The organism is Inquilinus sp., assembly GCF_057815775.1.
Genome location: NZ_JBYRFX010000964.1, coordinates 1 through 15,111, shown reverse-complemented (window position 1 = coordinate 15,111; position 15,111 = coordinate 1). Strand labels below are relative to the sequence as shown.

Here is a 15,111-nt window from a genome sequence, read left to right as displayed (position 1 = left end):
GGATTCAGCGCCTCGATCAGGAAGTCCGTGAACAGCCGTGCGGCAGGCTTGGCGGCGCGGCCGGCGGCGTAGACGGCGTTCAGTTCCACCGGCTCCCGGCGCCAGTCGGACAGCACCGGCGCCAGCCGCCCGTCCTCCAGTTCCTGGCGGCTGCCCCAGTAGCCGGTGGACACCACGCCCAGGCCCGCCACGGCGGCGGCGACCGCGCCCTCATTCGAGTTGGTGGTCAGCCGGCTCTCAACCAGGACCGAGACTGAGCGCCCGTCCTTCTGGAATGACCAGCCGCCGGGAATCTGCCCGGCGGGTCCGACGATCACCGCGTGCCTGGCCAGCTCGGCCGGCGAGGAGGGCGTCCCGGCCCGCTCCAGATAGGCCGGCGACGCCGCCAACACGCGCGGGTTGGAACCGATCCTTCGGGCGGTGGCCGTGGAGTCGGCGAGCACACCCAGGCGCAACGCGAGGTCCACGTCCTCGCCGATCAGGTCCTGCCGCTGATCATTCATCGACAAGTCGACCTTCAGGGCCGGATGCCGGGCCATGAATTCGGGCAGGCGGGGGATCACTTCGCGGATGGCGAAGCTTGGCGACAAGCCGATGCGCAGCGAACCCCTGAGTTCACCCGTGCCCCGCGCCGCGTGGTCGGCCTCTTCCAACTGCAGCAGGATCGGTTCGATGCGCTGAAGATAATCGGTGCCCGCCTCGGTCAAGGTCAGGGTGCGGGTCGTGCGGATGAGCAGCGCGGCGCCGACCTCGTGCTCAAGGTTGGCGATGATGCGCGAGACGGAGGGCTGGGACAGGCCCCGTTCGCGCCCAGCTCGAGAGAAGCTGCCGGTGCGGGCGACGCGAGAGAACACCTTAAGGGCGGCGAGGCGATCAGTCATTTGGAATGCAGATATATCATATTCATTTCTAGTGTCTACTGCGCCAATCTCAGATGAACGACCTTTTACCCTCGCCGACACGGCAAAAGGCAAAAGGATCACGTCATGTCGCTCAAGCAAAAGCTCGATGCCCTGCGCGCCGACAAAGACGAAGGCCGCATCTTCCCGCCGGATGTCGTGGCCCTGATGCACAAGTCCACAGCCGACCTGGCGGCTTCGGGCCAGGTGGAGCGGGCGCTGAAGGCGGGCGATCTGGCCCCCAGCTTCGTCCTGCCGGATGCCTACGGAACCCTCGTGTCGTCACAGGACCTGCTGACCAAGGGGCCCCTGGTGCTGACTTTCTACCGCGGCGTCTGGTGCCCGTACTGCAACCTCGACCTCCAGGCCATCGAGGAAGTCACGCCTCGCATCCGCGCCCTTGGCGCGACGCTCGCGGCCCTATCACAGCAGACCGCTCCGAACAGCCGCAAGTCCCAGACCAACAACAAACTCAGCTTCCCGATCTTCAGCGATAAGGGCGGCGAGACGGCTGCGGCATTCGGCATCCGATTCCGTCTGCCGGACGACCTCATGGAACTCTACAAGCGTCTCGGGGTAGATCTGTCGGTGATCAACGGTGAGCCGAGCTGGACCCTGCCCATGCAGGCCCGCTACGTGATCAGCCAGGACGGGGTGATCGTCTACGCCGAGGTCAATCCGGACTATACCCGCCGTCCCGAACCGGACGAACTGCTGCCGGTGCTGGAGCGCGTTATCAAACAAGCCGCCTGAGCGTGGAACGGAGGGCCCGGCGTCATCACGCCGGGCCCTCACTTCATCAACGCCGCGGCCACCCCAAGGAGGAAACACCATTGCTGTACATCCGGCTGTCCATCGACAAGCCCAACGCCAAGTAAATCCGCGACGCCGCCCGCTTGGAACACCGGGCCTATGCGCACGCCAGCCGCGAGCCCGGCAGCCCCTGTTCGGTGGTGCAGGCCGGACCGCTGTGCCTCAGCGATTCCGACGACTTCAACATCGCCAGGTTCATGATCCTGGCGGCCGACAGCCTGGCAGCGGCCCAAGCCTTCCACGACAACGACCCGTGCACCAAGGCTGGCCTCTACCAGACCACCTATATCTATCGCTGGGACCGGCACATGAGCTAACCCAAAGGGCCTGGGTAGCCGGTCGTGTTCAAGAACGGCCAACGGGCAATTTTCACTGATAGGCAGCGACGGTGGACTTGATGGCGATGGAGCCGCGCCTGGTGCGGCCCATTTCGCGTCCGACAGCGGATCTGAAGAGGGTGATGAGTTGCATGGCTGGGGAGCTTCGGTTCCAGAGGGTGCGGACGACCTCGCGGCCCTTCTTGGTCCGGCGGATAGCCTGGCCAGTGACGATGCGCTGAGACGGCACCGTCAGTTGTCGCGGCTTGGCCTGGTTGGTAACCCTCGCGAGAACCTTGAGGTTCTCGCTGAGGCACCCCAGAAGCAAACACGACGCTCAAATGCATCGATCACTTGTCCTGCGACCGCCACGGCGTGACGCCGCACTTCACTTCAGAAAGGACTGGGCGATGTCCGGGAGGGGCTGCCGGACGATCCGGCTGGCCTCGTCAACTGGGATGCCCAACATGCGCAGCTGCAGCGCGACGGACTCGATGATCAGCCGCGGCTCCGCACGGTCCTCAAGAATGGCGCGCATCAGGGTGAGCAGTGTCGCCATAATGAGTTGGGCAGCGATGTCGACGCTCTCCAGTGTGAACCGGCCCTGGTCGACGCCGCGTTGCAGATCCCTTCGGGCGCGTTCATTGAAGGCGCGATCCATAAGTTGAAGTGCGAGTTCTGCATGGAGGGCGAACCAGCCCCAGCCAGCGTCAAGCCGCACCTTTTCCAAGAACAATCGTTGAATATGGCTGACCACCAGCGCCGGGTCCGAGACCGAGTTGCTGATGGTATCGAATAGTCTCCCCAGTTCCTCGACTCGATCGGCGAATACGACCCGCACCAGTTCGTCCTTGGAGGTGAAATAGTTGTAAAACGAGCCTAGCCCAACATCCGCTTCCTCTGTGATCTCGTTGATAGTCGTGGATTCAACGCCTTTCAGGCCGATCACCCGGTGCGCTGCGTCAATCAGTTTTTGTCGGGTCCGCACGCGAGCGCGGCTGGGCCGATCGAGTGAGCGCGTCGGTGCGGTGCCGTGAATTTCAGCGCTCCCGGGTCGACCGCTTGTCTGCAGCCGTGCTTCAGCAGCGTTCCTATTGGTCCCAGTGGTCTGTTTGATCCGCGCCATGTTTTCTCAACCTCAAAACAACTGACCGAGCATTCTTGGGCACCAGTCCACTTCTCAGATGCCATAGCACCCAATTGGGCGCTTGCGTCCCGGCCTGACCCTTCATGTTCATCAGCGAAACGCCGGGGCCGCCGACGCTGTCCACTCCCGAGCAGTCCACTTTGTCGGGCCTCCTTGCCCAAATTCCCGCCGCGCATCGAACGTAGCAGGTTGACGTGGAATTCAAAACTGAATATAGATTCACTTATGACGTAACATTCATAATTTGCCGATTGCAAAGACCCCGAGAAATGGGGTGGCAAGGGAGGGGCTGATGACGAACCGTGTGCGCATACCGAGTGCGTTGGCCGCTTGCGGCGCGGTTGCGGGTCTGATCGCGACGGCGGCTGATGCCGCCCCACTTACGGCCGATGTGACGGACAACATAAGCGGCGCTGTTGCGATCGGCAGGCGGCGGCACGTCCCAAACGGAACCGCCCGCCTCCGCGCTTCATGAGCTAGTCGTGACGGCGGAGAGTCGCTCGGAAAAGCAAATAAGCACCTAGACAAAAGCAGGAGTAGGCGGTGTCCGTTGAAAGCCTGAAAAGCCCGCTACAGTATACAGAGCTTCCCGAACGCGCCCTTAAGGCGATCGAGGGGTTCATCCCGGACGAGGCGCGCATCGCCGATCGCGTCGAACACTTTCGCCGGGTCCAACCAAGAGAGCCAGATCGAGACGGCGATCAGGAAGTCCTCGATGGAGTGATCTTCACCCACCACTTTGTCGATGGGCCTGGCGATGAGGAAAGCGTTTCCTGGCACTATGTCGAGGCAGGATCGGGGGAACCGATCGTGTTCCTCCATGGCATTCCCGACTCTTGGTTCCAATGGCACCATCAGATGTCCGCGCTCGCGGCGACGCACCGATGCATCGCCGTCGACCTGAAGGGGTATGGACTGTCCGAAAAGCGCCCGGGCGACTATCGCCACGAGGCGGTCGCAGAACAACTCTTCGCGATGCTCCAGACGATCGGTGTCACCCGCTTCAATTTGGTCACCCATGACCGCGGGACGGTGCAGGGCGACTTCATCGCCGCAAAGCATCCCGAGGCTGTGTTGCGCTATGGTCGAGGTGAACAACACCTCTTCAACTTCCATCCAGATCTCGCTCCGCAGGGCGAAATCTTCATGAACGCTCCCTGGACGGGCCTGATGGAAGACCCAGTGCGTTTCGTCGTGTGGGTCTACACCTGGATCACCGAGCGCCCCATTCCGGACGCCGAAGTGGAGCGTGTCATCCAGGAGTTTTGGTATCAGGGCGTCTCACGCGCGGTACCGCGATACTTCAACAGTTCCAGTTTTCGTCAAGAGTGGTTGGCCCGTCGAAACCGGTTGCTCAATGCCTGGCGATGCCCGGTGCTGATCATGCAGGGTTACGGCAGCAAAACCCAACCTCGGGAATTTTATGAAAACGCTCGGGAATACATTCCCAACGCTGCCGACGTCCAGGTCACCTACCTGCCCGGCGGTCATTTCTGGACGCTGGAAAGCCCCAGCGAGACGACCGTCGCCATTCGCCAACTGTTGGCTATGTAACGTCGATCTGAGAACCGTTATCCGCAAAAAAAGAGGCTGAGATGCATCTGAAGGATGCCAACCAACTACTGGATAACTTTTATCTCCCCTTCGAGTCCGGTTGGATGCGGCTCGACAGCGGCGTTATCCACATCGGCGCGCGCACCCATATGATCGGAGTGACGCCGGCGATGATCGATTGGTGGATGGGCTTCGTCTACCACAGCGGCGAATACCGTTGGTGGCATCCCCGGGACCACGTTTGGAGTGACTGGGAGGTGGCCGCGCCACCCGGCGAATATGTCGGTCGTACCCACCTGGTCCATGAGTACCTCGGATCCCACCTTGCGAAGCTGCGCATTAGTTTCCGCGATCCCGGCGAAATTCTAGACAAGAGCCGGTTCAAGGACGCCAAGGTTGGCACGGCGATCTGGGCTTATGTGGGCGCCATCGGCGAGACCGGCTTCTTCGGTCGTCTGCTCCACCTGGTTCAGGAGACGCCCGAAGGCTGTGTCATGCGCAGCCGATTCTGGCTGGGCGAGATCGATCCAGCGCCGGACCCAAAGCCCTCGTCGGCCGCATTGACACAGATGGTTCCTGACGAACTTGGGGCGGGCCTGTTCGCCCACTGCTGCGAGGAAATGAGCATCCTGGCAGGTTTCCTGCCCACCGTTTATCGCATTCACAACGCGGAGGCGGGATCGCCGCGCAGCCCTCTAGAACTGGCAGGGGGGGGAGCATGAAGATCGGTCCTAACGTCAAAGCGACTTCGGCGATCAGCGGCTCCAACCCCGACACCATTGTTGTCCGCGGACGCGATCTCGTCCGTGAGCTGATCGGCCGCATCAGCTTCACGGACCACGTCTGGCTACTGGTCACCGGTTCGCTCCCGTCAGAGGCACAGCGTCGCATGTTGGACGCCACGCTGGTGGCGATCGCCGAGCACGGCTTGGTGCCGAGCGTCGTGACTGCTCGGATGACCCTTGCCGCCAGTCCGGAAGCGATGCAGGGCGCTGTCGCCGCCGGACTACTGGGATGCGGTTCGGTCATTCTCGGCAGTTCGCAGGCCGCCGGGGAGTTCCTGAATCACATCGTGATCGGCTCCCCAACCTCGGACTTCGAGACCGCTGCCCGAAAGGGTGTGAGCGACTGTAGCGATGCGAAGCGAGCCATTCCAGGCTATGGCCATCCCCTTCACAAGGATGGCGATCCGCGCGCCATCCGCCTTTTCGAACTCGCGCGCGACCTCGATTTCTTCGGGCCGCATTGCGAGGCGGCCCATACGGTCGAGCGCCTCATGTACGAGCTCACCGGACGGCGCCTCGTCATGAACATTTCGGCGGCCATTCCAGCGGTGCTCCTGGACGCGGGCTATCCCATCCTGGCCGTAAAGGGCGTCCCGCTTCTGGCCCGCACGGCCAGCCTAGTCGCCCATCTGCTCGAAGAGCAATCCGCCCCCTTGGGCTTCCACATGGCTCACGCGGCGTCCTCTGCCGTCAGCTACGACGGAGGCGCGCCGGAGGGTTTTGTGGCGCGTGAGAATTGAGGAGTAGCCAAATGAAGGTCCTTGAAGGCGTCCGGGTTGTCGAACAGGGCACGTTCATCACCGGCCCTTGCGCCGCCATGCTCCTAGCCGACCTGGGCGCGGACGTGATCAAGGTCGAGAGCCCCGGTCACGGCGACCCCTACCGGAACTTTCGGAGGGGCTACTACAGCCCTCACTTCCAGGCGTACAACCGCAACAAGCGCAGTATCGGCCTAGACCTGAAAGACCTTGAGAGCCAGACGGTTTTCCGGCAGCTGATAAGTTCGGCCGATGTCTATATCCAGAATTTTCGACCCGGCGCGGCGAAACGGCTGGGCGCCGATCCGACGACGCTTCGCGCACAGAATGAGCAACTGGTCTACTGCTCGATTAGCGGCTTTGGTCAAAGCGGCCCCTACGTCGGGCGTCCCAGCTACGATTCGGTGACCCAGGCCCTGTCCGGATTTCTCGGCGTGGCGATCGACCCCGTCAGCCCCCGCCTCCTCGGCCCCGCGCTAGCCGACGCCATCACCGGCTACTATGCGGCTTTGGGCATCGCCGGCGCGCTGATCGAGCGAGGCCGCACAGGCAAGGGACGATTGCTGGAGATTTCGATGATCGAGGCGATGATCCACTTCGCTGTCGAGCCCTTCACCGGCTATTTCGCCTCAGGCGAGGTGCCGACGGCGCTCGACCGGCCGAAGCTCGCCCAGGCCTTCGTCCTCCGATGCAGAGACGGAAAGTTGCTGGGCATCCACATGTCGTCGATCGAAAAGTTCTGGGACAATCTTGTAGCGGCCATCGATGGCCAAGACCTAGTGGCCGACGCGCGCTTTGCCCAAAGACAGGGCCGTATCGACAACTACGACGCGCTGCTCGAGGCGCTGAACCACATCTTCGTCAGGCATGACAGGGCCACGTGGGTCTCGCGCCTGGAGCGATACGATCTGCCGTTTGGGCCGGTCAATTCTATTCCCGAGGCGATCGAGGATCCGCAAGTTCGCCACCTCCAAATGGTGGTGCCGGTCCGGGGCCGACGCGAAGGTGCTCACAAGGCGATCCGGCCCGCTTTCAACTTCGACGGACTCCGCGCCGCGTCGGTCAAGGCCGCACCCATCGTCGACGAAGACGGGCCAGCCATTCGCCGCGCCCTCGAACTCGACCCTCTCGCTTGGCCGACGTTCGTTGCCGCCAACCCGCAACTAGAGGATCGCGCCATAGCGTGACGATCACAGCTCCCAGGATGGGTCGGAGAAAGCCATGACATTCGCCACCAAGGATACAATCACGCAAATCGCCAAGGAGCGATGGGCGACCGCGCACGATCCCCGCCTTCGCCAGATCATGACATCTCTGGTGGACCACCTGCACGCCTTTATGCGCGAGGTTGAACTCACCCACGACGAGTGGGTTGCGGCGACCGACTACCTGACGCGTGTGGGCCAGATCTCCGATGACAAGCGCAAAGAGTTCATTCTCCTTTCGGACGTGTTGGGCGTCAGCATGCTTGTGGTGATGGTCAACGACCGCACTCCGTCTGGCGCTACTCCCAACACTGTGCTTGGCCCCTTTCACATCGACGATTCTCCTGTCCTGGCGAGGGACGAAAACATGGCCGAGGACGTTCCGGGCGTGCCCGCCTACGTCAGTGGGTCGGTGCGAGACCAAGCCGGAGCGCCAATTCCAGGCGTGCTTCTCGACATCTGGCAGGCGGACGAAAAGGGGGTGTACGAATCCCAAATCCCAGACAGCGACGCGCGCCTGCGGGCCCTGCAGTATACCGATGGGGATGGACGCTACGGGTTCTGGACGATTGCCCCCAAAGGCTACTCTATTCCAATGGACGGGCCTGTCGGCCAGTTGATGAAGCAGACAAAGATCTCCCACTTTCGCCCCGCACACATCCATTTCCTGATTTCGGCGCCAGGCTATCGGCCCGTCATCACCCACCTGTTCCGCGAAGGCGCTGAATATATCGATAGCGACGTGGTGTTTGGCGCGAAGCAGGAGTTGGTCGTGCCCTTCGTCGATCACCAAGCGGGGATTGCGCCGGACGGAAGGCGGTTCGCCTCACCCTTTCTCACTGTCGACTACGACTTCACCCTGGTGGCGGCCGACGCCAAGGCGGCGGCGGGTCGGCTAGCCGGGACTGCCTGAATTGGTATTCGAACTCATCGACATCGAAGTGAAACCAGGATCGGAGGCAGCTTTTGAAGCGGCCTTCGCCGCCGCCCTGCACCTGTTCCAGAGCGCCCCGGGCTGCCATGGACTGATCTTGCAGCGCTCAATCGAAAGGCCGACGCGCTACTGCGCCGCGGTCGGTTGGAGCACCATGGAGGACCACACCGTCGCCTTTCGCCAGTCTGAAGCCTTTCAGACCTGGCGCGAGCGCGTGGGGCACCACTACGCCCGTGCGCCGCATATCCAACATGTGACGACGGTGCTCACGTCAGGTCGTGCGGGCGCTGGGTCGACCTGGCCGAGCGCGACATAGGGCGCCTGACGAGAATTCGGACTGAGATAGCCGCGAAAGGATCGAAATGACCCCCCTGTTTCCCCGCCAATCCGTCCCGCCGCTTGCGATCGACACAGTCGACGGCGACATGTGGCGCCTCGCCGACCAAAAGCCTGAGCGCTTCACGCTCGTGGTTTTCTATCGCGGCCTGCACTGCCCAATTTGCGGCGGGTATCTGCAGGATCTCAACCGGAAACTGTCGGAGTTCGAACGCCGGGGCGTCACGGTAATCGCTCTTAGTTCCGACAGCCAGGAGAGAGCAATGGCGGCCAAGACCAAGTGGCGCTTGACCGACATTAAGATCGGATATGGACTTGATCTGGAAACAGCGAGGCGTTGGGGTCTCTATATTTCGAGAGGTCACGGGCCGACGTCATCCGGATTTGATGAACCTGGGTTGTTCTCGGAGCCTGCACTCTATTTTGTACGTCCGGACGGGACACTTTACTTTGGTACTGCGCAAACGATGCCATTCGCGCGGCCGCATTTCGACGACATTTTAACAGCGCTCGATTTCGTAGTTGCGAAAGATTATCCGGCGCGAGGCGAGGTTACTGATGACGAATTTGCCGCGATGCAGACCGCCGAAGCGTGACTGTATCTGCGCCACGTACGACTTTTCTGGATTTCTATCGCTCATCGGCAATTCTTTGTTTGGTTCCGGACCGATCTCGAATTTTGGAACTCATCATGCTTCCACCGCCTCGGGCGGCTGCGCGACCGCACCATGGAAAGCCAGCAGCACCGGGCACATACAATGATTTGCAGGCTATGCCTTGCAACCGAGCCTGTCGAGCGCCGCTCGAAATGGGGCCGACCGGGCCCTGCCAGGATGTGAGAATCCTCCCAATCGCCCACCGGGCCGTATGATTATCGAAAATCCCTCGGCGCCGGGATGGCGTCGTACGCCTCACGCTCGGTCAGCTCCGGTTCGGTCTCGCCGGGGCCATCGATCCGCCCCAGCTCGCGCAGCAGCTCGGATCGATCGATCACATGCCGGGCGATCAGATGGATGACCAAACCCTCCTTCTGCAGCCGTCCACGGACCTCGAGGAGGCGGCCGCCGATCATGGCGCGGCGGTAGCGCTCATAGACCTGGGGCCAGACGATGATGTTGGCGATGCCGGTCTCGTCCTCCAGCGTCGCGAAAATCACCCCGCTCGACGTGCCGGGCGCTGGCGGATCAGCACCAGGCCGGCGGTGGCCACCCAGGTGCCGTCCTTGGCGGCGCGCATCTCGGCGGTGGAGAGGATGCCGTCGCCGGCGACATGGGGTGACGACATAGAACGGGCAGAAATATACGCTAAGGGGACAAACTAGGAACGGCTCTGCGCTTGTACCTTCAGAACTGCGTCAGGCCCTAAGGAAGCCCGCCCCGGTCCCGGAACTGGCGGCAGAGTCGGTCTCAGGGGACACATCGATCACCTCATAGCCGGCTTGCTCGGCGACGCGAGAAGCCCGTGCTCCTGCCGGTCACAGGACCGCTGCGCCATCGAGACCCGGCAATAGGTCGCGGCCCGCTGTCCCAATTGTCCCCTGCACGATGGCCCGCAAACCCGCGGATCGGCTAGGGTTGCCCGTGGACGAGACGGACATTTCTCCAATTGGGACAGGGCCCACATGCCGCGTCGCCGCGCCCTCACCGATGCCCAGATCGAGGCGCTGCTCACGCTGCCTACGGCCGAGGCTGACCTGATCCGACACTATACTCTCAGCCCGGCCGACCTCGCCGTCATCGCCCGGCGCCGGCGGCCGCACAACCGGCTGGGCTTCGCCATCCAGCTTTGCGCCCTGCGCTTCCCCGGTCGCCTGTTGCGCCCGGGCGAGGTCGTGCCGCGGGAGGTGCTGGCCTTCGTCGCCGGTCAGCTCGATGTCGACCCCGATGCGCTGGTGGCCTATGCCGTCCGCTCACCGACCCGGTATGACCAGCTGGAGGCGCACGGACCACCTACGGATTCCGGACCTTTACCCAACCCGATCAGCGGGAGATGGCCAAGTGGCTGCTGCCGGTGGCCCTGGCCACAACCAGCGGCGTGGCGCTCGCCAGCCTGCTGCTGGAGGAGCTGCGGCGCCGCGCCATCGCCGTCCCTGGACCCAGCGTTATCGAGCGCCTGGTGGCCGCCGCCCTGTTGCAAGCGGAACGCCATGTAGAGCCGCAGGTCGACGCTGGTCTGTCCGGGCCGCAGCGGGATGCGCTGGACTCCCTGCTGAAGATCCACCCCGACAGCCCGCTCAGCACCCTGGCCTGGACGCGCCAGGCACCGGGATCGGCCGGGCACCGCGCGCTGGCCCGACTAATCGACCAGCTCACGCGGCTCCGGGCCTTGGCGATCGATCCCGTGATCATCGATGGCGTGCATGCCGACCGCTTGCGGGTGCTGGTGCGGGAAGGAATGCGGCTCTCGGCGCAGCACCTGAAGGCGCTGGCACCATTGCGCCGCCGGACCATTCTTGCCGCGACGGCGTTGGACGCGATCACTCGCCTCACCGACAATGCCGTGGGCATGTTCGACCGGCTTATCGGCGGGCTCTTTCGCCGGGCGGAGCGCCGCGCCGCCGAGGCTCTCCAGGCCAACGCCCGAACCATCAATGAGAAGGTGCGGCTCCTGGCCAGACTGGGTGACGCGCTGATAAAGGCCCGAACCGCGGGAACCGACGCCTTCGCCGCCATCGAGGCGGTCGTTTCATGGGAGCGGTTCGCCGCCGCCGTGGCGGAGGCCAAGTCGCTGTCGCGCGAGGACGGCCCGGACTACGGCGCCCTGGCGGCAACCAACCACGCACTGCTCCGCCGTGTCGGCCCGCTGTTCCTGAACAGCTTCGGCTTCAAGGGCATCGCCGGCGCCGGCAGCCTACTGCGCGCACTCGACATGATGCGGGCCTTCTACGCCGGGTCCCGGCGGATGTCGCCTAAGGATCTGCCGACCGGCTTCATTCGCCGGGGCTGGCGGCCGGCCGTGCTGCGGGACGGTGCCGTCGACGCTGCCGCCTATGAGTTGTGCCTGTTCGCCGATCTGCGCGACCGGCTACGGGCCGGCGACGTCTGGGTGACGGGTAGTCGTCAATACGGGGCGGTGGAGGACCAGCTGGTGTCCAAGACCCTGTTCGCCACGATGAGGGCGGCGGGTCCGTTGCCGGTGGCCGTTCCCGATGATGCGGCCGCCTACCTTCGGGAACGCCGAGCGCTGTTGGAGGACCGGCTGTGCGACGTGGACGGGCGCGCGCGCCAGCACCTGCTCGCAGATGTTCGGGTCTCCGGCGTAGCCCTCAAGATCACGCCCCTCCAGGCGGTGACACCGGAAGCCGCCGAGCATCTGGCCGACCGCATCCAGGCTCTGATGCCGCGGGTGCGCATCACCGAGCTGCTTGCCGAGGTGTCCCGTTGGACCGGGCTGTCGGACTGCTTCACCCACCTGCGCACCGGCCTACCGGCGGAGGACCAACGGGTGATCCTGACGGCCGTGCTGGCGGGCGCTACCAACTTGGGCCTCACGCGTATGGCGGAGGCCTGCAGCGTGGCCAGCTATCGCCAGCTCGCCTGGACCGCCGGGTGGCACCTCAGCGAGGACGGCTACGCCCGCGCCCTGGCCCGCATCGTCGCCGCCCAGCAGGCGCATCCTCTGTCGGCGCAGTTCGGCGACGCTACCGTGTCCAGCTCAGACGGCCAGCACTTTCCGCTCGCCGGGCAGGCCGAGGTGGTCGGCGCCGTCAATCCACACAAGGGCTCCGGACCGGCGATCTCCGTCTACACCTGGGTTTCCGGCCGCTACGCGCCTTTCCACACCAAGGTGATCTCGGTGTCGGAGGGCGAGGCGGCCCACGTCATCGACGGGCTGCTTTATCATGGCGGAGCCGTCGACAGCTCGGTCCATCACACAGACGGCGGCGGTGTCTCCGACCACGTGTTCGCGCTCTGCCACCTGCTGGGCTTCCGCTTCGCGCCACGGATCCCCAACCTGGCCGACCGCCGGCTCCACACCTTCGGTCCCGCGGCGGCCTGGCCGACGCTGGAGCCCTTCATCGCCGGCAAGATCGACGAGGTGCTGATCGCGACGCACTGGGACGATCTCCTGCGCCTGGCGACATCGGTGCGGATCGGCACGGTGCCGGCGTCGCTGATGCTGCGCAGGCTCGGCTCCTACCCCCGCCAGAACGGGCTTGCTCTGGCGCTGCGCGAGATCGGCCGGATCGAGCGCACCCTGTTCACACTCGACTGGTTGGACGATCCGGCCCTGCGCCGGCAGGCAACAGCGGAGCTGAACAAGGGCGAATCCCGCAACGCCCTGGCCCGCGCTGTATGCTTCCACCGCCTCGGGCGACTCCGCGACCGCACCCTGGAAGGCCAGCAGCACCGGGCCAGCGGCCTCAACCTGGTCGTCGCTTCCATCATCTTGTGGAACACGGTCTACATCGAGCGCGCCATCCAGCTCATGCGTGCCCGGGGCGAGAACATTCTGGACGACCTGCTGCCCTATCTGGCGCCACTCGGCTGGCAGCACATCAACCTCACCGGCGACTACATCTGGACCGATCCGTCGCAGCTCGACGGAAAGGACTTCCGGCCGCTGAGAGCGCCCGTCGAGTTGACCACCGCATAATGTTCCTGGTCTGTCCCCTTAGCGTATATTTATGCCCGTTCAATGTCGTCACCCCAACCTGGAAGCCATGCCATGGCCGCTTCGGGAAGATGTCCGGTATCGAGGCGGCAACGCGACGGCCGCTTGTGGCGCGATCATGCCCAACGCAAGCTGGACAGGCTGGCTCGAACGGTTCCCGACGCCCGCACGATGGCCGACTCCCTCGTCGCGCGTGGGGTGAAGCTAGCGCTCGGCGTGAGCGTCTGCGACCCGGCCGACCCGATGGGGAAGATGTGATCGCCGCAAATCAGCCTACCCCAGCAGTCCTGCATGACGGAATTCGGCCTTTGCGTGGCATAGCCCCAATCACACATTGCGTGCGCCGTGAAAGGTTGTGCGCCCGTTTGGCCGATCGTCATTGTGGGCCGCTACAGCAACGCAGTTTGATCCGTTGAAGGGAGATCGCACCAGCGCTGCACGAACGCGACGAACGCCCGCAAGGCCGCCGATTGGCCCCGTCGGCTCGGGAAGTAGAGGAAGAGGGCTTCCAAAGGCGAGGACCATTCCGGCAGGACGCGCGTCAACCTGCCGACGTCGAGATGCTCGGCGACCATCGCGGCCGGCGCGCTGACGATTCCCAGTCCTCTGACCGTCAGATCGATCTGCGAGGCAAGGTCGTGCACGATCGTCGCCGCAGGCGGACTGACCTGCACGGACGCGCTGGCGCGATGGAGCGTCCACGCGATGATGGCGCCAGTGGCCTGGCTCCGGCACATCACGGCACGGTGGTCGAGAAGGTCGTCGGGCTTGTTCGGCACGCCGCGTTCGCGAAGATAGGCCGGCGAGGCAACAAGAACCGCTTGCGAAGCCGGCACCACGGGCACGGCCACCATGTCCTTGGCGAGGTAGTTGCCGTAGCGCAGTCCGGCATCGTAGCCTTGCTTGACGATGTCGATCAGGCGCGCTTCGACCGCGATCTCCAACTCCACGTCCGGGTGGCTGTTCTGGAACGCCACCAAGGCCGGGGCAAGGAGCAGGTCGAAGGGCGCGCGTGGTGTGGTGAGACGCAACGGTCCGGCGACACGTCCGCCGCGTCCCGCCGCTTCGTCGGCGGCACGCCTCAACTGCGACAGGGCAGGAGCCGCCACGAGCAGATAGTCGCGGCCGACGTCCGTCAGACTCAAGCTCCGGGTCGATCGATGGAACAACGCCGCCCCAAGCCGTTCCTCAAGTCCGCGGATCGCCTGGCTGACCGCCGAAGGCGAGATGCCGAGGCGCCTGCCGGCTTCGGAAAAGCTACCCGCTTCCGCCGTGGCGACGAACACAGGCACGCCTTCGAGAACGTCTTGCTTGCGCATGGACCACCTTGAAGTCTTGCTTCAAGCTTCATGCGCGATAATGGCGCTTATGGCGAGCAATCGATCGTCATACGATCGAGTATGACTTCGATCGATGCTCCTCCCCTCATGCCGTCGCAATCGGCCGGTCCGGCGCGAGATCCGGGCATTGAAAGCCGTTCCATCCTTCTCGGGATTGGCGCGGCCGCCGCCTTGCCGAGCATTGCGTGGGGAACAGGCTTGCCTGCACCAATTTCGCATACGTTCAGCACGCCTCGTCATACGACGCACTATCTCGAGAGCGGACCGGCCGACGGGCCGCTGTTGATGCTGCTTCACGGCTGGCCGGAACTCAGTCTGATCTGGCGCGCACAGATGACCGCGTTTGCTGCCGAGGGGTGGCGCTGCATCGCTCCCGACATGCGCGGCTATGGAGGGTCCTCCGCCCCGG

Annotated in this window: 15 protein-coding genes and 1 pseudogene; 11 read left to right on the top strand and 5 right to left on the bottom strand. The window is 64.0% G+C overall.

Going from position 1 to position 15,111, the window contains the following annotated elements; translation table 11 throughout:
- On the bottom strand, positions 1-881 hold an 881-nt coding region (locus AC3XYG_RS34700), incomplete at its 3' end, for a LysR family transcriptional regulator (RefSeq protein WP_489144451.1).
- 105 nt (positions 882-986) lie between these two features.
- Between AC3XYG_RS34700 and AC3XYG_RS34695 the strand changes: the two genes are divergently transcribed.
- Complete coding sequence (locus AC3XYG_RS34695) at positions 987-1,652, top strand: peroxiredoxin-like family protein (protein WP_489144450.1); 666 nt, start codon at positions 987-989, stop codon at positions 1,650-1,652.
- A gap of 125 nt (positions 1,653-1,777) precedes the next feature.
- The gene (locus AC3XYG_RS34690; protein ID WP_489144452.1) at positions 1,778-2,029 is read left to right on the top strand and encodes a YciI family protein; all 252 of its coding nucleotides are present in this window, start codon (positions 1,778-1,780) and stop codon (positions 2,027-2,029) included.
- A gap of 388 nt (positions 2,030-2,417) precedes the next feature.
- Here the strand turns inward: AC3XYG_RS34690 and AC3XYG_RS34685 are convergent, their stop codons facing one another.
- Positions 2,418-3,155 carry a TetR/AcrR family transcriptional regulator gene (locus AC3XYG_RS34685; protein ID WP_489144449.1) on the bottom strand — a complete coding sequence of 246 codons (738 nt, stop codon included), beginning with the start codon at positions 3,153-3,155 and terminating at the stop codon, positions 2,418-2,420.
- Between the two features lie 564 nt (positions 3,156-3,719).
- Between AC3XYG_RS34685 and AC3XYG_RS34680 the strand changes: the two genes are divergently transcribed.
- From AC3XYG_RS34680 to AC3XYG_RS34650, 7 genes are read left to right on the top strand one after another with little or no spacing between them, the layout of a single operon-like run.
- A complete protein-coding gene (locus AC3XYG_RS34680; RefSeq protein WP_489144448.1) occupies positions 3,720-4,730 on the top strand; it encodes an alpha/beta fold hydrolase in 1,011 nt (336 codons plus the stop codon).
- Positions 4,731-4,771: 41 nt separating this feature from the next.
- On the top strand, positions 4,772-5,452 hold the full coding sequence (locus AC3XYG_RS34675; RefSeq protein ID WP_489144447.1) for a DAPG hydrolase family protein: 681 nt from the start codon (positions 4,772-4,774) through the stop codon (positions 5,450-5,452).
- Complete coding sequence (locus tag AC3XYG_RS34670; protein ID WP_489144446.1) at positions 5,449-6,255, top strand: citryl-CoA lyase; 807 nt, start codon at positions 5,449-5,451, stop codon at positions 6,253-6,255. Before AC3XYG_RS34675 ends, AC3XYG_RS34670 begins: the two co-directional genes overlap by 4 nt.
- Positions 6,256-6,266: 11 nt before the next feature.
- Positions 6,267-7,460, top strand: coding sequence for a CaiB/BaiF CoA transferase family protein (locus AC3XYG_RS34665; RefSeq protein ID WP_489144445.1), 1,194 nt, complete (start codon positions 6,267-6,269; stop codon positions 7,458-7,460).
- A 34-nt stretch (positions 7,461-7,494) separates the two neighbouring features.
- Entirely contained in the window at positions 7,495-8,391 is an 897-nt protein-coding gene (locus AC3XYG_RS34660; RefSeq protein WP_489144444.1) for a dioxygenase family protein, read from the top strand.
- 1 nt (position 8,392) lies between these two features.
- Positions 8,393-8,728 carry an antibiotic biosynthesis monooxygenase family protein gene (locus tag AC3XYG_RS34655; RefSeq protein WP_489144443.1) on the top strand — a complete coding sequence of 112 codons (336 nt, stop codon included), beginning with the start codon at positions 8,393-8,395 and terminating at the stop codon, positions 8,726-8,728.
- Positions 8,729-8,774: 46 nt separating this feature from the next.
- Positions 8,775-9,344, top strand: a complete 570-nt coding sequence (locus AC3XYG_RS34650; RefSeq protein WP_489144442.1) for a peroxiredoxin-like family protein — start codon at positions 8,775-8,777, stop codon at positions 9,342-9,344.
- Positions 9,345-9,619: 275 nt separating this feature from the next.
- Here the strand turns inward: AC3XYG_RS34650 and AC3XYG_RS34645 are convergent, their stop codons facing one another.
- Together AC3XYG_RS34645 and AC3XYG_RS34640 are read right to left on the bottom strand one after the other, a co-directional pair.
- The gene (locus AC3XYG_RS34645) at positions 9,620-9,904 is read right to left on the bottom strand and encodes an OB-fold nucleic acid binding domain-containing protein (RefSeq protein ID WP_489144441.1); all 285 of its coding nucleotides are present in this window, start codon (positions 9,902-9,904) and stop codon (positions 9,620-9,622) included.
- On the bottom strand, positions 9,901-10,032 hold the full coding sequence (locus AC3XYG_RS34640) for a hypothetical protein (RefSeq protein ID WP_489144440.1): 132 nt from the start codon (positions 10,030-10,032) through the stop codon (positions 9,901-9,903). The genes AC3XYG_RS34645 and AC3XYG_RS34640 overlap by 4 nt, the downstream gene beginning before the upstream one ends.
- A 337-nt stretch (positions 10,033-10,369) precedes the next feature.
- Between AC3XYG_RS34640 and AC3XYG_RS34635 the strand changes: the two are divergent.
- Positions 10,370-13,344 (top strand): annotated as a pseudogene (locus AC3XYG_RS34635) (Tn3 family transposase).
- Positions 13,345-13,751: 407 nt separating this feature from the next.
- Here AC3XYG_RS34635 and AC3XYG_RS34630 read toward each other — a convergent pair.
- The gene (locus tag AC3XYG_RS34630) at positions 13,752-14,681 is read right to left on the bottom strand and encodes a LysR family transcriptional regulator (protein WP_489144439.1); all 930 of its coding nucleotides are present in this window, start codon (positions 14,679-14,681) and stop codon (positions 13,752-13,754) included.
- 81 nt (positions 14,682-14,762) lie between these two features.
- On the opposite strand from AC3XYG_RS34630, the gene AC3XYG_RS34625 reads away from it, so the two are divergent.
- On the top strand, positions 14,763-15,111 hold a 349-nt coding region (locus AC3XYG_RS34625), incomplete at its 3' end, for an alpha/beta fold hydrolase (protein WP_489144438.1).